The following is a 16,041-nucleotide window of genomic DNA, read 5'->3' as shown; positions in this document are numbered from 1 at the left end:
CCGCGAACTTGGACTCCTCCGACCAGGGCAGAATCAACAGATGATCACGATGTACGCCTGGCCGAGCACGGCCGACGGGCCCGACGCCCTCCCCATGGTCCACTTCACCACCGACGAGCAGTCGGGCGGCGAGGTCTCCGAAGAGGGCATGCCGATCTGGCTGTTCGACACCGCGATACGCGAGGGCGGCTGGTCCGCCTTCGAGGACTTCGAGGGCTGGTCCGCGCCCGCCGAGGGCTGGCAGGCCTTCTACCGCCGCGAGGACGACGTCCTCGCCGTCACCGGCCCCGGCGCCTGCGAGGGCTGGTACCAGGGCCGACTGGGCGCCGACGACGACTGGATCAAGGCTGCCGCCACCCAGAACAGCGTGGTCCTGCTCGCCGCCCCCGTCCAGCACCCGTCCCTCTACGCCTACGCCGTCGAAGCCGGCGCCGGCTTCGCCCTGCTCGCCCCGCTCGTGGTGATCTGACCTAGGCCCCGACGCCGCTCTCGAACTCCAGCAGCCGCACCTTGCGCTCGATGCCGCCGCCGTACCCGGTCATCGAGCCCGAGGCGCCGATCACCCGGTGGCAGGGCACGATGATGCCGACCGGGTTCCTCCCGTTCGCCAGACCGACCGCGCGCGAGGCGTTCGGCTTGCCGAGCTCCGCCGCGAGCCGCCCGTACGACCACGTCTGCCCGTAGGGGATCCGGACGAGCTGCTCCCACACGCTGCGCTGGAACGCCGTCCCCTCCAGCCGCACCGGCACGGTGAACTCGGTCAGCTCCCCGGCGAAGTACGCGGCCAGCTGCCGCCGCACCTCGGGGAACGGCTCCTCGGAGTCCGCCACCCGCTCGCCGAAGGACTCCTCGGCCGGCCGGTGCCGCTGGCCCGTCATGTACAGCCCGCTGAGGACCCCGTCGGAGGCGACCAGGGTGAGCGGCCCGTACGGGCTGCCGACGACGGTGTGGACCTTGTTGCTGACGCTGCTGACGGTGCTGCTCACGACGGTGCTCCTTGTGCTACGGGCAGATGGTTGATCGGGTGGTCGTCGGTGGCCCACAGGTACTGGACGGCGTACGCGCGCCAGGGCCGCCAGCCGCCCGCCCGGGCGGTCAGGGCGGCGGGCGTGGACGGCAGCCCCAGCGCCCGCGCGGCCTTGCGGACCCCCAGGTCGGACGGGAGGAAGGCGTCGGGGTCGCCCAGCGCCCGCATCGCGATGACCTCGGTGGTCCACGGCCCGAACCCGGGCAGCGCGGACAGACGGGCGCGGGCCGCCTCCCAGTCGCTGTCGATGCCGAGCGGCAGCGAACCGTCGGCCAGGGCCGCGACCAGGGTGGTCAGCGTCGTGCGGCGACTGCGCGGCATCGACAGCGACTCCGGGTCGATGCCGACCAGCGCGGCGGGGGAGGGGAACAGGTGGGTCAGCCCGCCCTGCGGGTCCTGCACGGGCTCCCCGTACGCGGCCACCAGCCGGGCCGCGTGCGTACGGGCGGCCGCGGTGGACACCTGCTGCCCGAGGACCGCCCGTACGGCGAACTCCGCCGCGTCGACGGTACGCGGCACCCGGCGCCCGGGCGCCTTGTCCACGAGCGGGGCCAGCAGCGGATCGGTGCGCAGCTGCCCGTCGACCGCCTCCGGGTCGGCGTCCAGGTCGAGCAGCCAGCGGCAGCGGCTGATGGCGATGGTCAGGTCCCGCAGGTCGGTCAGCGCGAGCCGGCAGCCGATGTGGTCGGGGCCGGGCGTCAGCGCGACCACCCCGGAGCCGTACGGGAGCCGCAGCGTCCGCCGGTAGGCCCCGTCACGCCACTCCTCCACCCCGGGAACGGCGGTCGCGGCCAGGTGCCCGAAGAGGTTGTCGGGGTTGAGCGGCGCCCGGTACGGCAGCCGCAGGCCGATCGTCCCCGGGATCCGCGGCTCGCCCCGCCCGCCCGCCCGGCGGCCCGCCCGCAGGCGCAGCTCGCCGGGGGTGAGGGCGAAGACCTCCCGGACGGTCTCGTTGAAGTTCCGGATCGAGGAGAACCCGGCGGCGAAGGCCACGTCCCCCATCGGCAGCTCGGAGGTCTCGATCAGCAGCCGGGCGGTCTGGGCGCGCTGCGCCCGGGCCAGGGCCAGCGGCCCGGCACCGAGCTCGGCGTTGAGCTGCCGCTCGACCTGCCGGGTCGAGTACCCGAGCCGCAGCGCCAGCCCCGGCACGCCCTCGCGGTCCACGACCCCGTCCTGGATCAGCCGCATCGCGCGTGCGACGGCGTCGGCGCGGGCGTTCCACTCGGGCGAGCCGGGACTGGTGTCGGGGCGGCACCGCTTGCAGGCCCGGTAACCGGCCTGCTGGCAGGCGGCGGCACTGGGCAGGAAGCTCATGTTCTCGACCTTGGGCGGCACGGCCGGGCAACTGGGCCGGCAGTAGATGCCGGTCGTCCGGACCGCGGTGAAGAACCACCCGTCGAACCGGGCGTCCTTCGACCGCACGGCCCGCACGCAGCGGTCGGTGTCGGTGTACATGGCTCCAGCATCCCGGTCGCACCCTGGGCAGGGCTGGCAGTTTTCCGACATCAAGCCTACGTCGGGACGGGGCTACCGGACTTCACCACTGCTCGATCCCGGCCACGACATCGGAGATCACTTGGGCCACCCGGCTCACGCCCGACACGTCCATGGTCACCTCCTCCACCGTGAGGTAGACCTGGTAGGCCCCCTTGTTGCCGGCGCTGCGCTTCACACCCGGGAATCGACCCACGATGCGGTCCAGGCGTGCGTTTATGGACTGACGGGCCGCCTTGCCGGAAGTCAGCGACGGAACGGGGATGTTTGCGGTCACGGAGAGTTCGATCTCCAGCACCGCACGGCCAGACGTGATGATGCTCTTCAGGCGGGTGACGATTTCGACCTGGCCGGACCGGCTGTTCATCCGGCACTCGCCCTCGCTGGCCGAGTACCCGTTCATTCCCGCGTACAGGTGTCCGATCCTGCGGCACAGGTCTTCCTCCGGAACGGCGTCCGTACCACTCGCCGTCTGGATGATCGACTCCGCGTATCGAAGTGCGGAAACGAAGCCCCCCACGTTCTCGGGCCGCTTGCCGGGGTCCTTGGCGGTCGCCTCCCGGTACAGGCTGATCAGGGCGTCCGCTGCGCGATCGTCGATCCAGCTGCCCACTTCGCGGGTGAGGGTCTCTACGTTTTTCGTGAAGTTCTCTCCGCTGGGGTCCCGACCCGTGATCACGAAGAACATCAGCTGAGCCAGGCTGAAGACGTCGACCGTCTCGCTGCGGGCCGTCTTCGCGTTGGGTTCGAAGAGCTGCTCGGGGGCGGCGTAGTTGATGACACCGCCGACACCGATGTTGGTGGTCACCGTGCGGTTGGTCTCGTGGTAGGCGAGGTCGAAGTCGGTGAGGTACGGCTGGAGCCGGCCGGTCTGGGCGTCGTAGGTGGCGATGATGTTCTCGGGTTTGATGTCGCGATGCCGCACGTGGAGTGAGTGGGCGTGACGCACGGTCTCACAGATGTCGATCATCAGCTGGATGACGGCCTCGGGATCGGACCGGTCGATGTACGCCTTGCGAAGGTTGTCGCCGGGGATGGCGTCCATGAGGAACCCGAAGGGCGCGGAGATCATCTCGTGTACTCGGACGATGTAGGGGTGCTTCAGCTTGCGCATGTTGTGGTAGCCGTTGGCGAAGCGTCGAACCTTCACCTCATCGTCCAGCTCGTTGCCGTGGAACACCTTCATGGCGTAGGCCTTGCCATCGGGACCTTCGAGCTGCCACACGTGTCCGTAGCCGCCGTGGCCGAGGTGCCGTACCACCCGGCCGAAGGCCGTCTCCTCGCCTTCGCTGAGATCGGCGAGGTTCTTGCGGAATTCCCGCACTCGGCCGACAAGGGCCTGCCAGTCGGAGTTCCGCTTGACGTCGGGCAGGGCCTTTTCGGTGTCGTCGAACCATCTGACCAGATCGACCAGAGCGTCCGAGCACCGCTTGGCGCCGTACTTGAGGCGGACGTTGCGTTCACTGAGTTCGGTGAGCTGGAGGTAGTGGTACTGATCGACGAGCGTATGGGCTTTGGCCAGGTTGCGGGAAAGCTCGTTCTTGTCGATCGGGCGGCCCTCCCGGGGCGGGAAGCCGCTGCCGAGAACGACCGTGCCGGCGATGTCGCCCTTGAAGACGGGTGTCTGAATCTCGGCCGAGACGGCGCCCGCCACGTATTCGTAGACCCCGAGCAGGCTGACCTCGCCGTCCCAGTTCACGGCCGAGCCCATGAGGGCTTCGGTCAGGGCCGTGGTGAAGACCCCGTGGGCCTGTTCCTCCTGGGCCTCCTCCTCCGGGCGGCAGGCTGCCAGGATGCAGCGGCTCTCGTTGACCGTGGGGACCTCGCGCTCGATGTCACCCGCCTGCAGGGGCCTGCTGGCAGTCCAGGAGAAGGCGGCGCCGGAGTGGCAGCAGTCGAGAATGGTGACCACGTGCCTGAACTTCAGACTGGCAGACTCCATGAGCTGTGCAAGGTGGCTGAGGGAGATGCCCAGGTCGAATTCCTGCCCGTCGCGGGTGACGAGGTAGCCTGCCTGCCCCAGAACGGCGCCGTGGCCGGCGAAGTAGAAGACGAGGGTGTCTCCCTCTTCCTGTCCGTACGCGAGCTCGGACAGCGCACGGACAATGTTGCCGCGGGTGGCCTTCGAGTTGAGCAGAAGCAGGCAGTCGAAGTCGAACTCCGGAAACGACAGGCACGTCGCCACGTCGTTGGCGTCATTAACGCAGCCATAGAGCGGAGCATCAGGGTAGTTGTCGATTCCTACGATGATTGCCTTGTTCACGTGACTCTCCCCACCCGAAGCACTTCACCGTTGATCGGCGACATCGTAGACGGGCGCGGATCATGTGGGGGTGGTATCCGGCCTAGCGCATCCGGTCAGCCGCCGAACGCAAGAACCCCCGATGTCGTCCGACGACATCGGGGGCCCTTGTACGACGTGGAAGCTACGGCTGGGAGGCCGCCCGCGCCTCCCGCCGGTTGTGGCGGAACGTGTTCGCGCGACGGGTCGTCGCGAACAGCGGGATGGTCGCCGCCAGGGCGATCTGGAGCGCGCAGCCGGTCTGGAGGAGCAGCTGGCCGCCCGGGGCGTCGAACGCCCAGGCCGCCAGGAGGCCCATCGCCCCGACGATCCAGCTCAGCATCGCCGCCGCGAGGACACCCCGCGGCTTCGGGTACTCGACCCGGCTCACCATCAGCCAGGCGACCCCGATGATCGCCAGCAGCGTCGGGACGAACGGCAGCTCCAGCAGCACGATCGAGACGACCGTCAGCGCGCCGAAGGGGCTCGGCATGCCCTGGAACATGCCGTCCTTCATCGTCACGCAGCTGAATCTGGCGAGCCGCAGCACGACCGCCAGCAGCACCACGATCGCCGCGAGCGCCGACATCTTCTGGTGCGCGTCGTCGGCGACCATGCCGTAGACCAGCACGAAGTACGCCGGCGCCAGCCCGAAGCTGATCAGGTCGGACAGGTTGTCCAGCTCGGCGCCCATCGGCGAGCTGCGCAGCTTGCGGGCCACGATGCCGTCGAAGAGGTCGAAGACCGCCGCGAGGAGCATCAGTATCACCGCGGTCGCCGCGCTGTGCCGGGCCATGCCCGACTCGCCGCTGCCGGTGAGGTGCGGGATGAGGATCCCGGTGGTGGTGAAGTACACCGCCATGAATCCGCACGTGGCGTTACCGAGGGTGAGCGTGTCCGCTATCGACAGCCGCAGCGAGAGCGGCATGTCGTCCTCGGCGGACTCCTCCTCGGCGGACTCGGGCACCCAGCCGGTGGCAGGAGTCTCGGGGTCAGTCACGGTCAATTCGGGTCACCCCCGCGGTGGTGGCCTGACCGACCTCGACCGCGACCTCGACGCCCTCCGGGAGGTAGATGTCGACGCGGGAGCCGAAGCGGATCAGACCGATGCGTTCGCCCTGCTCCACCTTGGTTCCGGCCGGCAGGTACGGGACGATGCGACGCGCGACGGCGCCGGCGATCTGCACCATCTCGATGTCGCCGAGCTCGGTGTCGAAGTGCCAGACGACGCGCTCGTTGTTCTCGCTCTCCTTGTTGAACGCCGGGACGAACCCGCCGGGGATGTGCTCCACGGACGTCACCGTGCCCGCCAGGGGCGCGCGGTTGACGTGGACGTTCAGCGGGCTCATGAAGATCGCGACGCGGGTGCGCCCGTCCTTCCACGGCATGATGCTCTGCACCACGCCGTCGGCGGGCGAGATGACGCGGCCCTGGGCGATCTCGCGCTCGGGGTCGCGGAAGAACCACAGCATGCCCGCCGCGAGAGCGGTGGCGGGCACGGCCGCCGCGGCCCAGCGTCCGGACTTGCGGGCCCGGGTGAGGCTGAGCGCCGCGGTGGCGACGGTCGGCAGAAGCCACGGCGATGCTCCGCGCGCGAGGCGTACGCCCGTGAGGCTGTCGCGGTGTGCAGAGGTTTGGCTGTGGGGCATGGATGACCTTCGTAGCGGGTGATTGCCGCGCCGCAAACGGGGGGACGGGACGGCGGCTTTACTGGAATGCTATCGGTTGCGCGCAACAACTGGGCAAGCCAGAAGCCGAGTCGATGGCCGTCGGCCAGTGACTGCTGGTGACTCTCCTGCGGTGGATCATCGGATGATCCACCGCAAAAGGGACATTCAGCCCTGGAGTCGGTACTCCTCGAGCAGGCGTCGCCCGATGATCATTTTCTGGATCTCGGCGGTTCCCTCACCGATCAGAAGCATCGGCGCTTCACGGTAAAGGCGCTCGATCTCGTACTCCTTCGAGAACCCGTAGCCGCCGTGGATACGGAAGGCATCCTCGACGACCTCCTTGCAGTATTCGGAGGCGAGGTACTTCGCCATCCCGGCTTCGAGGTCGTTTCGTTCCCCGGAGTCCTTTTTGCGTGCCGCGTTCACCATCATGGCATGGGCGGCCTCGACCTTGGTAGCCATCTCGGCCAGCTTGAACTGGATGGCCTGGTGCTCGGCGATCGCCTTACCGAAAGTGTGACGTTGCTGGGCATAGGAGACACCCAGTTCGAAAGCACGCTGCGCGACGCCGCAGCCACGCGCCGCCACGTTGACGCGGCCGACCTCGACGCCGTCCATCATTTGGTAAAACCCTCGGCCCGTCTGGCCTCCGAGGACCCGATTGGCCGGAATGCGCAGTCCGTCCATGATGAGCTCGGTCGTGTCGACGCCCTTGTAGCCCATCTTGTCGATCTTGCCCGGGATCGTCAGGCCCGGACGGACCTCCCCGAAGCCGGGCTCCTTCTCCACCAGGAAGGTGGTCATCGACTTGTGCGGCGCGGTGCCCTCGGGGTGTCCTTCGTCACTTCGGACCAGAACGGCCACCAGCGTCGAGGAGCCGCCGTTCGTCAGCCACATCTTCTGGCCGTTCAGGACGTACTCGTCGCCGTCCTTCACCGCCTTGGACGTGATGGCCGACACGTCCGAGCCGAGACCCGGCTCCGACATCGAGAACGCGCCGCGCACCTCGCCCAGCGCCATGCGCGGGAGGAAGTACTCCTTCTGCTCCTGCGTGCCGTGCTGCTTGAGCATGTACGCCACGATGAAGTGCGTGTTGATGATGCCCGAGACGGACATCCAGCCGCGGGCTATCTCCTCGACGCACAGCGCGTAGGTGAGCAGCGACTCACCCAGGCCGCCGTACTCCTCCGGGATCATCAGGCCGAAGAGGCCCAGCTCCTTGAGGCCGTCGACGATCTGCTGCGGGTACTCGTCGCGGTGCTCCAGCTCGGTCGCGACCGGGATGATCTCCTTGTCGACGAACTCCCGGACGGTCTTGAGGATCTCCTGCTGGACGTCCGTGAGCCCGGCGGTCTGGGCGAGTCGTGCCATGGCTACTTCCCCTGTTCCTTCAGCTGAGGCCGGCCGGGCTGCTCGCCGCCGCGCGCCTTGATGTACGTCTCGGTCGGGACCATCACCTTGCGCCGGAAGACGCAGACGAGGGTGCCGTCCTGCTTGTAGCCCTTGGTCTCCACGTAGACGATGCCGCGGTCGTCCTTGGACTTGGACGGGGTCTTGTCCAGGACCGTGGTCTCGCCGTAGATCGTGTCGCCGTGGAAGGTCGGCGCCACGTGCCGCAGGGACTCGATCTCCAGGTTGGCGATGGCCTTCCCGGAGACGTCCGGCACGGACATGCCGAGCAGCAGCGAGTAGACGTAGTTGCCCACCACGACGTTCTTGCCGAAGTCGGTCGTGTTCTCCGCGTAATTGCTGTCCATGTGGAGCGGGTGGTGGTTCATGGTCAGCAGACAGAAGAGGTGGTCGTCGTACTCGGTGACCGTCTTCCCGGGCCAGTGCCGGTAGACGTCGCCTACGGTGAACTCTTCGTAGGTGCGGCCAAACTGCATGGTGCCCCCTCCGGGGTGCTCGCCCGGGCCGTGCGGGGCCCGGGACTGGGGATGGGTGCGCCCGACGCTGCGGGAGCGCCTCAGGCGGTGGGGACCTCGAACTTCGACGTCCTCTGCATGCCGGCGGCCCGGCCCTTGCCGGCGATGACCAGGGCCATCTTGCGGCTGGCCTCGTCGATCATCTCGTCGCCGAGCATCGCGGAGCCCTTCTTGCCGCCCGCCTCGGAGGTGCACCAGTCGTAGGCGTCGAGGATCAGCTCGGCGTGGTCGTAGTCCTCCTGGGAGGGCGAGAAGACCTCGTTGGCGGCGTCCACCTGGCCGGGGTGCAGCACCCACTTGCCGTCGAAGCCCAGGGCGGCGGCGCGGCCGGCGACCTCGCGGTAGGCGTCCACGTCGCGGATCTGGAGGAAGGGGCCGTCGATCGCCTGGAGGTTGTGCGTACGGGCCGCCATCAGGATCCGCATCAGGATGTAGTGGTAGGCGTCCGCCGGGTAGCCGGGCGGCTGCATGCCCACGACCAGGGACTTCATGTTGATCGAGGCCATGAAGTCGGCCGGGCCGAAGATGATGGTCTCCAGGCGGGGCGAGGCGGCGGCGATCTCGTCGACGTTGACCAGGCCCTTGGCGTTCTCGATCTGCGCCTCGATGCCGATCTTGCCGACCTCGAAGCCCATGGTCTTCTCGATCTGGGTCAGCAGCAGGTCCAGCGCGACGACCTGCTGGGCGTCCTGGACCTTGGGCAGCATGATGCAGTCGAGGTTCTGGCCCGCGCCCTCGACGACGGTGATGACGTCGCGGTACGTCCAGTGGGTGGTCCAGTCGTTGACGCGCACCACGCGGGTCTTGCCGGTCCAGTCGCCGTTGTTCAGCGCGTCCACGATGGTGTGGCGGGCGCCTTCCTTGGCGAGCGGGGCGCAGGCGTCCTCCAGGTCCAGGAAGACCTGGTCGGCCGGCAGGCCCTGGGCCTTCTCCAGGAACCGCGGGTTCGAGCCCGGGACCGCGAGGCAGGAGCGGCGCGGACGCAGCCGGTTCACGGGGGAGAGGGGCGTGGTCATGCGGGGACCTCCGTGCTTTCAGCGATGTTGAGAGGGTGGAGCTTGTTGGCCTTGCGGATCTCGTCGACGATACGTCCGATGATCTCCGTGATGCCGAAGTCCTTCGGGGTGAACACGGCGGCCACCCCGGCGGCCTTCAGCGTGACGGCGTCGGCGTTCGGAATGATGCCCCCGACGATGACGGGGATGTCGCCCGCCCCCGCCGTGCGCAGTCGTTCCAGGACGTCCGGGACCAGTGCGCTGTGCGAACCGGACAGGATGGACAGTCCCACGCAGTGCACGTCCTCGGCCAGGGCCGCCGAGGAGATCTCCTCGGGAGTCAGCCGGATGCCCTGGTAGACCACCTCGAACCCGGCGTCGCGGGCCCGCACGGCGATCTGCTCGGCACCGTTGGAGTGGCCGTCCAGGCCGGGCTTGCCGACCAGCAGGCGCAGCCGGCCGGAGCCCAGCTCGTCCGCCGTCCGGGAGACCTTCTCGCGGACCAGGGCCAGCGGGGTGCCCTCCTCCGCGGTGACGGCGACCGGCGCCGAGGAGACACCGGTGGGGGCGCGGAACTCGCCGAAGACCTCGCGCAGGGCGTTCGCCCACTCGCCGGTGGTGACACCGGCGCGGGCGCACTCCAGGGTGGCCTCCATCAGGTTCTCGGTCCCGGCGGCGGCCTCCTTCAGCCGGTCCAGGGCCTGACCGGCGGTCGGGAAGACGAACGGGTCGCCGTTCCCCTGCCGGTCCGAGGACTCCTGCCGCTCGGCCCGCCAGCGGGTGATCCGCTCGACGGTGAAGGCCTCCACCGCCGGGTCGACGGTCATGATGGCCCCGTCGAGGTCGGCGGTGAGCGGGTTCTCCTCGGTCTGCTGGAAGCAGTTCACCCCGACGATCTTGTCCTCGCCGGCCTCGATCCGGGCGCGCCGCTCGGCGTGCGAGGAGACCAGCTGGGACTTCAGGTACCCGGACTCGACGGCCGCCATGGCGCCGCCCATCTCCTGGATCCGGTCGATCTCGGCCAGGCAGTCGGCGACCAGGGAGTCGACCTTGGCCTCGATGACGTGGGAGCCGGCGAAGATGTCCTCGTACTCCAGCAGGTCGCTCTCGTGGGCCAGCACCTGCTGGATGCGCAGCGACCACTGCTGGTCCCAGGGCCGGGGCAGGCCCAGCGCCTCGTTCCAGGCGGGCAGCTGCACCGCGCGGGCGCGGGCGTCCTTGGAGAGGGTGACCGCGAGCATCTCCAGCACGATGCGCTGGACGTTGTTCTCGGGCTGCGCCTCGGTCAGGCCGAGCGAGTTCACCTGGACGCCGTAGCGGAACCGGCGCTGCTTGGCGTTCTCGATGCCGTAGCGCTCCTTGGTGACCTTGTCCCAGATCCGGCCGAAGGCGCGCATCTTGCACATCTCCTCGATGAAGCGGACGCCCGCGTTCACGAAGAAGGAGATGCGGGCGACCACCTCGCCGAAGCGCTCCTCGGGCACCTGGCCCGAGTCGCGCACCGAGTCCAGGACGGCGATGGCGGTGGACATCGCGTACGAGATCTCCTGGACCGGCGTGGCCCCGGCCTCCTGCAGGTGGTAGCTGCAGATGTTGATCGGGTTCCACTTCGGGATGTGGTTGACCGTGTACGCGATCATGTCCGTCGTCAGGCGGAGCGAGGGCCCGGGCGGGAAGACGTGCGTCCCGCGCGAGAGGTACTCCTTGACGATGTCGTTCTGGGTGGTGCCCTGGAGCTGGGAGATGTCGGCGCCCTGCTCCTCGGCGGCCACCTGGTAGAGCGCCAGCAGCCACATGGCGGTGGCGTTGATCGTCATCGAGGTGTTCATCTGCTCCAGGGGTATGTCCTGGAACAGCCGGCGCATGTCGCCGAGGTGCGAGACCGGGACCCCGACCCGGCCGACCTCGCCGCGGGCGAGGACGTGGTCGGGGTCGTAGCCGGTCTGCGTCGGGAGGTCGAACGCGACCGACAGGCCGGTCTGGCCCTTGGCGAGGTTGCGGCGGTACAGCTCGTTGGACGCCTCGGCCGTGGAGTGGCCGGCGTACGTCCGCATGAGCCACGGACGGTCCTTCTGGCGCTCTGTCATCTCAGGCGATCCTTATGGCCTTTGAGCGGACTCAGACGTTGCGGAAGCGGTTGATCGCGTCGAGGTGCCGGGCGCGCATCTCGTGGTCGCGGACGCCCAGGCCCTCCTCGGGTGCGAGCGCGAGGACGCCGACCTTGCCCTGGTGGAGGTTGCGGTGGACGTCGTACGCCGCCTGGCCGGTCTCCTCCAGGGAGTAGACCTTGGAGAGGGTGGGGTGGATCTTGCCCTTGGCGATGAGGCGGTTGGCCTCCCACGCCTCGCGGTAGTTCGCGAAGTGCGAGCCGATGATCTTCTTGAGGGACATCCACAGGTAGCGGTTGTCGTACTCGTGCATGTAGCCCGACGTCGAGGCGCAGGTGGTGATCGTGCCGCCCTTGCGGGTGACGTAGACGGAGGCGCCGAAGGTCTCGCGGCCCGGGTGCTCGAAGACGATGTCGATGTCCTCGCCGCCGGTCAGCTCGCGGATCTTCGAACCGAAGCGCTTCCACTCGCGCGGGTCCTGGGTGCGCTCGTCCTTCCAGAACTTGTAGCCCTCGGCGTTGCGGTCGATGACCGCCTCGGCGCCCATCTTCCGGCAGATCTCGGCCTTCTCCGGGGAGGAGACGACGCAGATCGGGTTGGCGCCGCCGGCCAGGGCGAACTGGGTGGCGTAGGAGCCGAGGCCGCCGCTGGCGCCCCAGATCAGGACGTTGTCGCCCTGCTTCATGCCGGCGCCGTTGCGGGAGACCAGCTGGCGGTAGGCGGTGGAGTTGACCAGGCCGGGGGAGGCGGCCTCCTCCCAGCTGAGGTGGTCGGGCTTGGGCATCAGCTGGTTGGACTTGACGAGGGCGATCTCCGCCAGGCCGCCGAAGTTGGTCTCGAAGCCCCAGATCCGCTGCTCGGGGTCGAGCATCGTGTCGTTGTGGCCGTCCGAGGACTCCAGCTCGACCGAGAGGCAGTGCGCGACGACCTCGTCGCCCGGCTTCCAGGAGTTGACGCCGGGGCCGGTGCGCAGCACGACGCCCGCGAGGTCGGAGCCGATGACGTGGTACGGGAGGTCGTGGCGCTTGGTGAGCTCCGACAGGCGCCCGTAGCGCTCCAGGAAGCTGAAGGTGGAAACCGGCTCGAAGATCGAGGTCCACACCGAGTTGTAGTTGACCGAGGAGGCCATGACGGCCACCAGGGCCTCGCCCGGGCCGAGTTCCGGAACCGGGACCTGGTCCAGGTGCAGGGACTTGCGCGGGTCCTTCTCGCGGGTGGTGAGCCCCGCGAACATCTCCGCCTCGTCCTTGTGCACGGTGATCGCGCGGTACGAGTCGGGGAGCGGCAGTGCGGCGAAGTCTGCGGCGGTGGCGGACTGCGACTGAATCGCGTCCAGGATGTCCTTCACGGTATAGCCTCCGGCAAGCGCTGATGAGGGTGCGCTGAGGGATGCGCGGGTGCGCGGTTACGTGTGGTGTGGTGCTGCGAGGGTGCCGTCGGTCCGGCGGTGCTGTGGTGCTGTCGCGCCTGTGGTGAGGGCGGAGCGGGGCCTGGTGACGCAGGCATCCGGGGCGCGTTCCGTACCGAGTGGGCGTGGGCCGCGGGGACATCCGGACGGGATTCAACGTATGGCACCCCGTGTCACTCGGCAAGGCACTGGGTGCCAAAAATTTCTCTCACTTGCCGATTGACCTGCGCAGATGAGCGATGATCGATCAGAGTTACCCGCGAGTAGGGGCAACTCGGACAAAGGAAAACGGCCGCCCCCGGAACGGGAGCGGCCGCTGTGACGAGCGTGACTACTTGTTCTTGAGGGCTTCCTCGATGGTCCGCATGACCTCGTCGAGTGGAGCGTCCGTACGCGCCACCGCGACCAGGACCTCGCCCTCCGTGCGCACCGCCGCCTGCGGGGCCCCCGCCGGTACGCCCTGCGTCCGTCCGGCGCCGATACCCGACCCGAAGGTCTTGCGGACGATCGCGAAGGCGTGGTCCAGCTGCGCCTCCACGTCCCCCTGGCCCCCCGCCCGCAGCCATCGCCGCAGCACGTGGTTGTGCGCGGTCACCACCGCGGAGGCGGCCACCTCGGCCAGCAGCGGGTCGTCGTTGCCGTCGTGGTGGTCGGTCTCGTCGAAGTGGGCGAGCAGGTAGCGGGTGAAGAGCCGCTCGTAGCGGGCCACGGAGGCGATCTCCCGCTCCCGCAGCGCCGGCACCTCGCGGGTCAGCCGGTAGCGCTCCACCGACACCGCCGGCGAGGCGGCGTACATCTTCATGACTTCCTTGATCCCCCGGCACACCGTGTCGAGCGGGTGCTCGTGCGCCGGGGCCACGTCCAGGACCGCCTCGGCGCGGATCAGGGTGTCGTCGTGGTCCGGGAAGATCGCCTCTTCCTTGGAGCGGAAGTGCCGGAAGAAGGTCCGGCGCGCCACCCCGGCGGTCGCGGCGATCTCGTCGACCGTCGTGGCCTCGTACCCCTTGGTCGCGAAGAGCTCCATCGCCGCGGTGGCGAGCTCGCGGCGCATCTTGAGCCGCTGGGCGGCCGCCCGGGTGCCGGCCGCGCTCTCCTGGGAGTCGGCGGCCGACGTGGCGCGGGGTGAGGTCTTGGCGGGCTGGGACATAGAGCGAAAGTACTTCATTCGCGCAGGCGCGCGCGCCGGAGGGGGGTACGAGGGGGGCGGATGCGGGGGAGGGCCCGCACTGGGCTCGGGAGGGTGTGCCCGCCGTGAGGGTCCGGCGGACCCGAGCAGCCCTCCCCACGCATCCTGATCGGGGCCCGGCCCGGGATCGGGGGGTGTCCCCCTACCGGCGGGCGTACTCACGGAATCCGCGGCCGGTCTTCCGGCCCAGGCAGCCCGCCGCCACCAGGTGCTCCAGCAGCGGGGACGGCGCCAGGGCGGGGTCGCGGAACTCCTGGTACAGGACCTTCTCGATGGCGAGCGACACGTCCAGGCCGACCACGTCGAGGAGCTCGAAGGGCCCCATCGGGTAGCCGCCGCCCAGCTTCATCGCGGCGTCGATGTCGTCGATGCCCGCGTAGTGCTGCTCGACCATCTTGACGGCGTTGTTCAAGTACGGGAACAGCAGCGCGTTCACGATGAAGCCGGCCCGGTCCCCGCAGTCCACCGGGTGCTTGCGCACCTTGGCGCAGACCTCGCGGACCGTGGCGTGCACGTCGTCGGCCGTCAGGACCGTGCGGACCACCTCGACCAGCTTCATGGCCGGCGCCGGGTTGAAGAAGTGCATGCCGATCACGTCCTGCGGACGCGAGGTGGCCCGCGCGACCGCGATCACCGGCAGGGAGGAGGTGGTGGTGGCCAGCACCGCGCCCGGCTTGCAGACCTTGTCCAGGCCCGCGAAGAGCTGCTGCTTGACCTCCAGGTCCTCGGCGACCGCCTCGACCGCCAGGTCCACGTCCGCGAAGGCGTCCAGGGACCCGGCCGGGGTGATCCGGTCCAGGGTCCGCGCGGCGGCCTCCTCGGTCAGTCGGCCCTTGGACACCGCACGGCCCAGGGACTTCCCGATCGCGGCCTTCGCGGCCTCGGCCTTCTCCTCGCCGCGGGCGGCCAGCACCACGTCGTAGCCGGCCTGCGCGAAGACCTGCGCGATGCCGCTCGCCATGGTTCCCGAGCCGGCCACGCCGACCGAGGAGACCGGACGGCCCGTGCCCAGCAGCGACCCGTCCAGCGGGGTCTGCAGGTCGCGGACGACCACCGGGCTGCCCGGGGCCTCGTACGTGTAGAAGCCGCGCCCGGCCTTCTGCCCGGTCAGGCCCGCCTCGACGAGCTGGCCCAGGATCGGCGCCGGAGCGTGCAGCCGGTCGCCCGAGGAGGCGTACATGGCCTCCAGCACGGTGCGCGCGGTGTCCACGCCGACCAGGTCGAGCAGGGCGAGGGGGCCCATCGGCAGGCCGCAGCCCAGCTTCATCGCCGCGTCGATGTCCTCGCGGGAGGCGTACTTGGCCTCGTACATCGCGGCGGCCTGGTTGAGGTAGCCGAAGAGGAGGCCGTCGGCGACGAAGCCCGGCCGGTCGCCGACCGCGACGGGCTGCTTGCCCAGCTCCACCGCCAGCTCGGTGACCGCCTCGACGGCCGACGGGGCGGTCAGCACGCTGGAGACGATCTCCACGAGCTTCATGGCCGGCGCCGGGTGGAAGAAGTGCATGCCCAGGACCCGCTCCGGGTGGCGGGACTCGGCGGCGAGCCGGGTCACGGACAGCGCGTTGGTACCGGTCGCCAGCACCGTGTCGGGCCGGACGACCGCGTCGAGCTCGCCGATGATCCGGTGCTTGAGGTCGTAGTCCTCCGGGACCACCTCGATGACGAGGTCGGCCTCGGCGGCGGCCCCGAGGTCCGTGAAGGTGCGGAAGCGGGCCAGGACCGCCTCGCGCTCCTGCTCGGTGAGCCGGGACTTGGCCACCGAGCGGGCCGTGGCGGCCGCGAGGGCCCCGGCGGCGCGGCGGGTGGCGGCCTCGCTGACGTCGATGCCGATGACCTCGCGGCCGGCCCGGGCGAGCACCTCGGCGATGCCGGTGCCCATCGTGCCAAGACCGACGACGGCGACGGTGCGGAGGGAGGACTGACTGGACGTGGACGGAAGGTCCATCG

13 protein-coding genes are annotated in these 16,041 nt (G+C 69.5%); 1 reads left to right on the top strand and 12 read right to left on the bottom strand.

What is annotated here, in order from left to right; translation table 11 throughout:
- The first annotated feature begins 40 nt into the window (after nt 1-40).
- Nucleotides 41-469, top strand: a complete 429-nt coding sequence (locus ABD973_RS05145; RefSeq protein WP_042802173.1) for a hypothetical protein — start codon at nt 41-43, stop codon at nt 467-469.
- A gap of 1 nt (nt 470) precedes the next feature.
- Here ABD973_RS05145 and ABD973_RS05140 read toward each other — a convergent pair whose 3' ends face one another.
- From ABD973_RS05140 to ABD973_RS05085, 12 genes are all read right to left on the bottom strand, one after another.
- Entirely contained in the window at nt 471-986 is a 516-nt protein-coding gene (locus ABD973_RS05140; RefSeq protein WP_125823092.1) for a methylated-DNA--[protein]-cysteine S-methyltransferase, read from the bottom strand.
- A complete protein-coding gene (locus ABD973_RS05135) occupies nt 983-2,482 on the bottom strand; it encodes an AlkA N-terminal domain-containing protein (RefSeq protein ID WP_345498794.1) in 1,500 nt (499 codons plus the stop codon). The genes ABD973_RS05140 and ABD973_RS05135 overlap by 4 nt, the downstream gene beginning before the upstream one ends.
- Before the next feature lie 82 nt (nt 2,483-2,564).
- Nucleotides 2,565-4,784 carry a protein kinase domain-containing protein gene (locus ABD973_RS05130; protein ID WP_125823094.1) on the bottom strand — a complete coding sequence of 740 codons (2,220 nt, stop codon included), beginning with the start codon at nt 4,782-4,784 and terminating at the stop codon, nt 2,565-2,567.
- A gap of 163 nt (nt 4,785-4,947) precedes the next feature.
- Complete coding sequence (gene pssA / locus ABD973_RS05125; RefSeq protein WP_385769917.1) at nt 4,948-5,808, bottom strand: CDP-diacylglycerol--serine O-phosphatidyltransferase; 861 nt, start codon at nt 5,806-5,808, stop codon at nt 4,948-4,950.
- Nucleotides 5,795-6,451 carry a phosphatidylserine decarboxylase gene (locus tag ABD973_RS05120; protein WP_125603019.1) on the bottom strand — a complete coding sequence of 219 codons (657 nt, stop codon included), beginning with the start codon at nt 6,449-6,451 and terminating at the stop codon, nt 5,795-5,797. The genes pssA and ABD973_RS05120 overlap by 14 nt, the downstream gene beginning before the upstream one ends.
- Before the next feature lie 186 nt (nt 6,452-6,637).
- Entirely contained in the window at nt 6,638-7,843 is a 1,206-nt protein-coding gene (locus ABD973_RS05115; RefSeq protein WP_007267474.1) for an acyl-CoA dehydrogenase family protein, read from the bottom strand.
- A 2-nt stretch (nt 7,844-7,845) separates the two neighbouring features.
- Entirely contained in the window at nt 7,846-8,358 is a 513-nt protein-coding gene (locus tag ABD973_RS05110; RefSeq protein WP_125603018.1) for a MaoC family dehydratase, read from the bottom strand.
- A gap of 80 nt (nt 8,359-8,438) precedes the next feature.
- Entirely contained in the window at nt 8,439-9,413 is a 975-nt protein-coding gene (locus tag ABD973_RS05105; RefSeq protein ID WP_125603017.1) for an HpcH/HpaI aldolase/citrate lyase family protein, read from the bottom strand.
- Entirely contained in the window at nt 9,410-11,479 is a 2,070-nt protein-coding gene (locus ABD973_RS05100) for a protein meaA (RefSeq protein WP_125603016.1), read from the bottom strand. Before ABD973_RS05100 ends, ABD973_RS05105 begins: the two co-directional genes overlap by 4 nt.
- A gap of 31 nt (nt 11,480-11,510) precedes the next feature.
- Nucleotides 11,511-12,848: a crotonyl-CoA carboxylase/reductase gene (gene ccrA, locus ABD973_RS05095; RefSeq protein WP_125823095.1), complete on the bottom strand. Its 1,338-nt coding sequence runs from the start codon at nt 12,846-12,848 to the stop codon at nt 11,511-11,513.
- Nucleotides 12,849-13,239: 391 nt separating this feature from the next.
- Nucleotides 13,240-14,055: a TetR family transcriptional regulator gene (locus ABD973_RS05090; protein ID WP_185899635.1), complete on the bottom strand. Its 816-nt coding sequence runs from the start codon at nt 14,053-14,055 to the stop codon at nt 13,240-13,242.
- A gap of 181 nt (nt 14,056-14,236) precedes the next feature.
- Nucleotides 14,237-16,039 carry a 3-hydroxyacyl-CoA dehydrogenase family protein gene (locus ABD973_RS05085; RefSeq protein WP_125823096.1) on the bottom strand — a complete coding sequence of 601 codons (1,803 nt, stop codon included), beginning with the start codon at nt 16,037-16,039 and terminating at the stop codon, nt 14,237-14,239.
- Nucleotides 16,040-16,041: the final 2 nt, after the last annotated feature.

Source organism: Streptomyces racemochromogenes (assembly GCF_039535215.1).
Classification (GTDB): domain Bacteria; phylum Actinomycetota; class Actinomycetes; order Streptomycetales; family Streptomycetaceae; genus Streptomyces; species Streptomyces racemochromogenes.
Note: the sequence above shows the minus strand (reverse complement) of the source record. Positions and strands in the feature narration are given on the sequence as shown.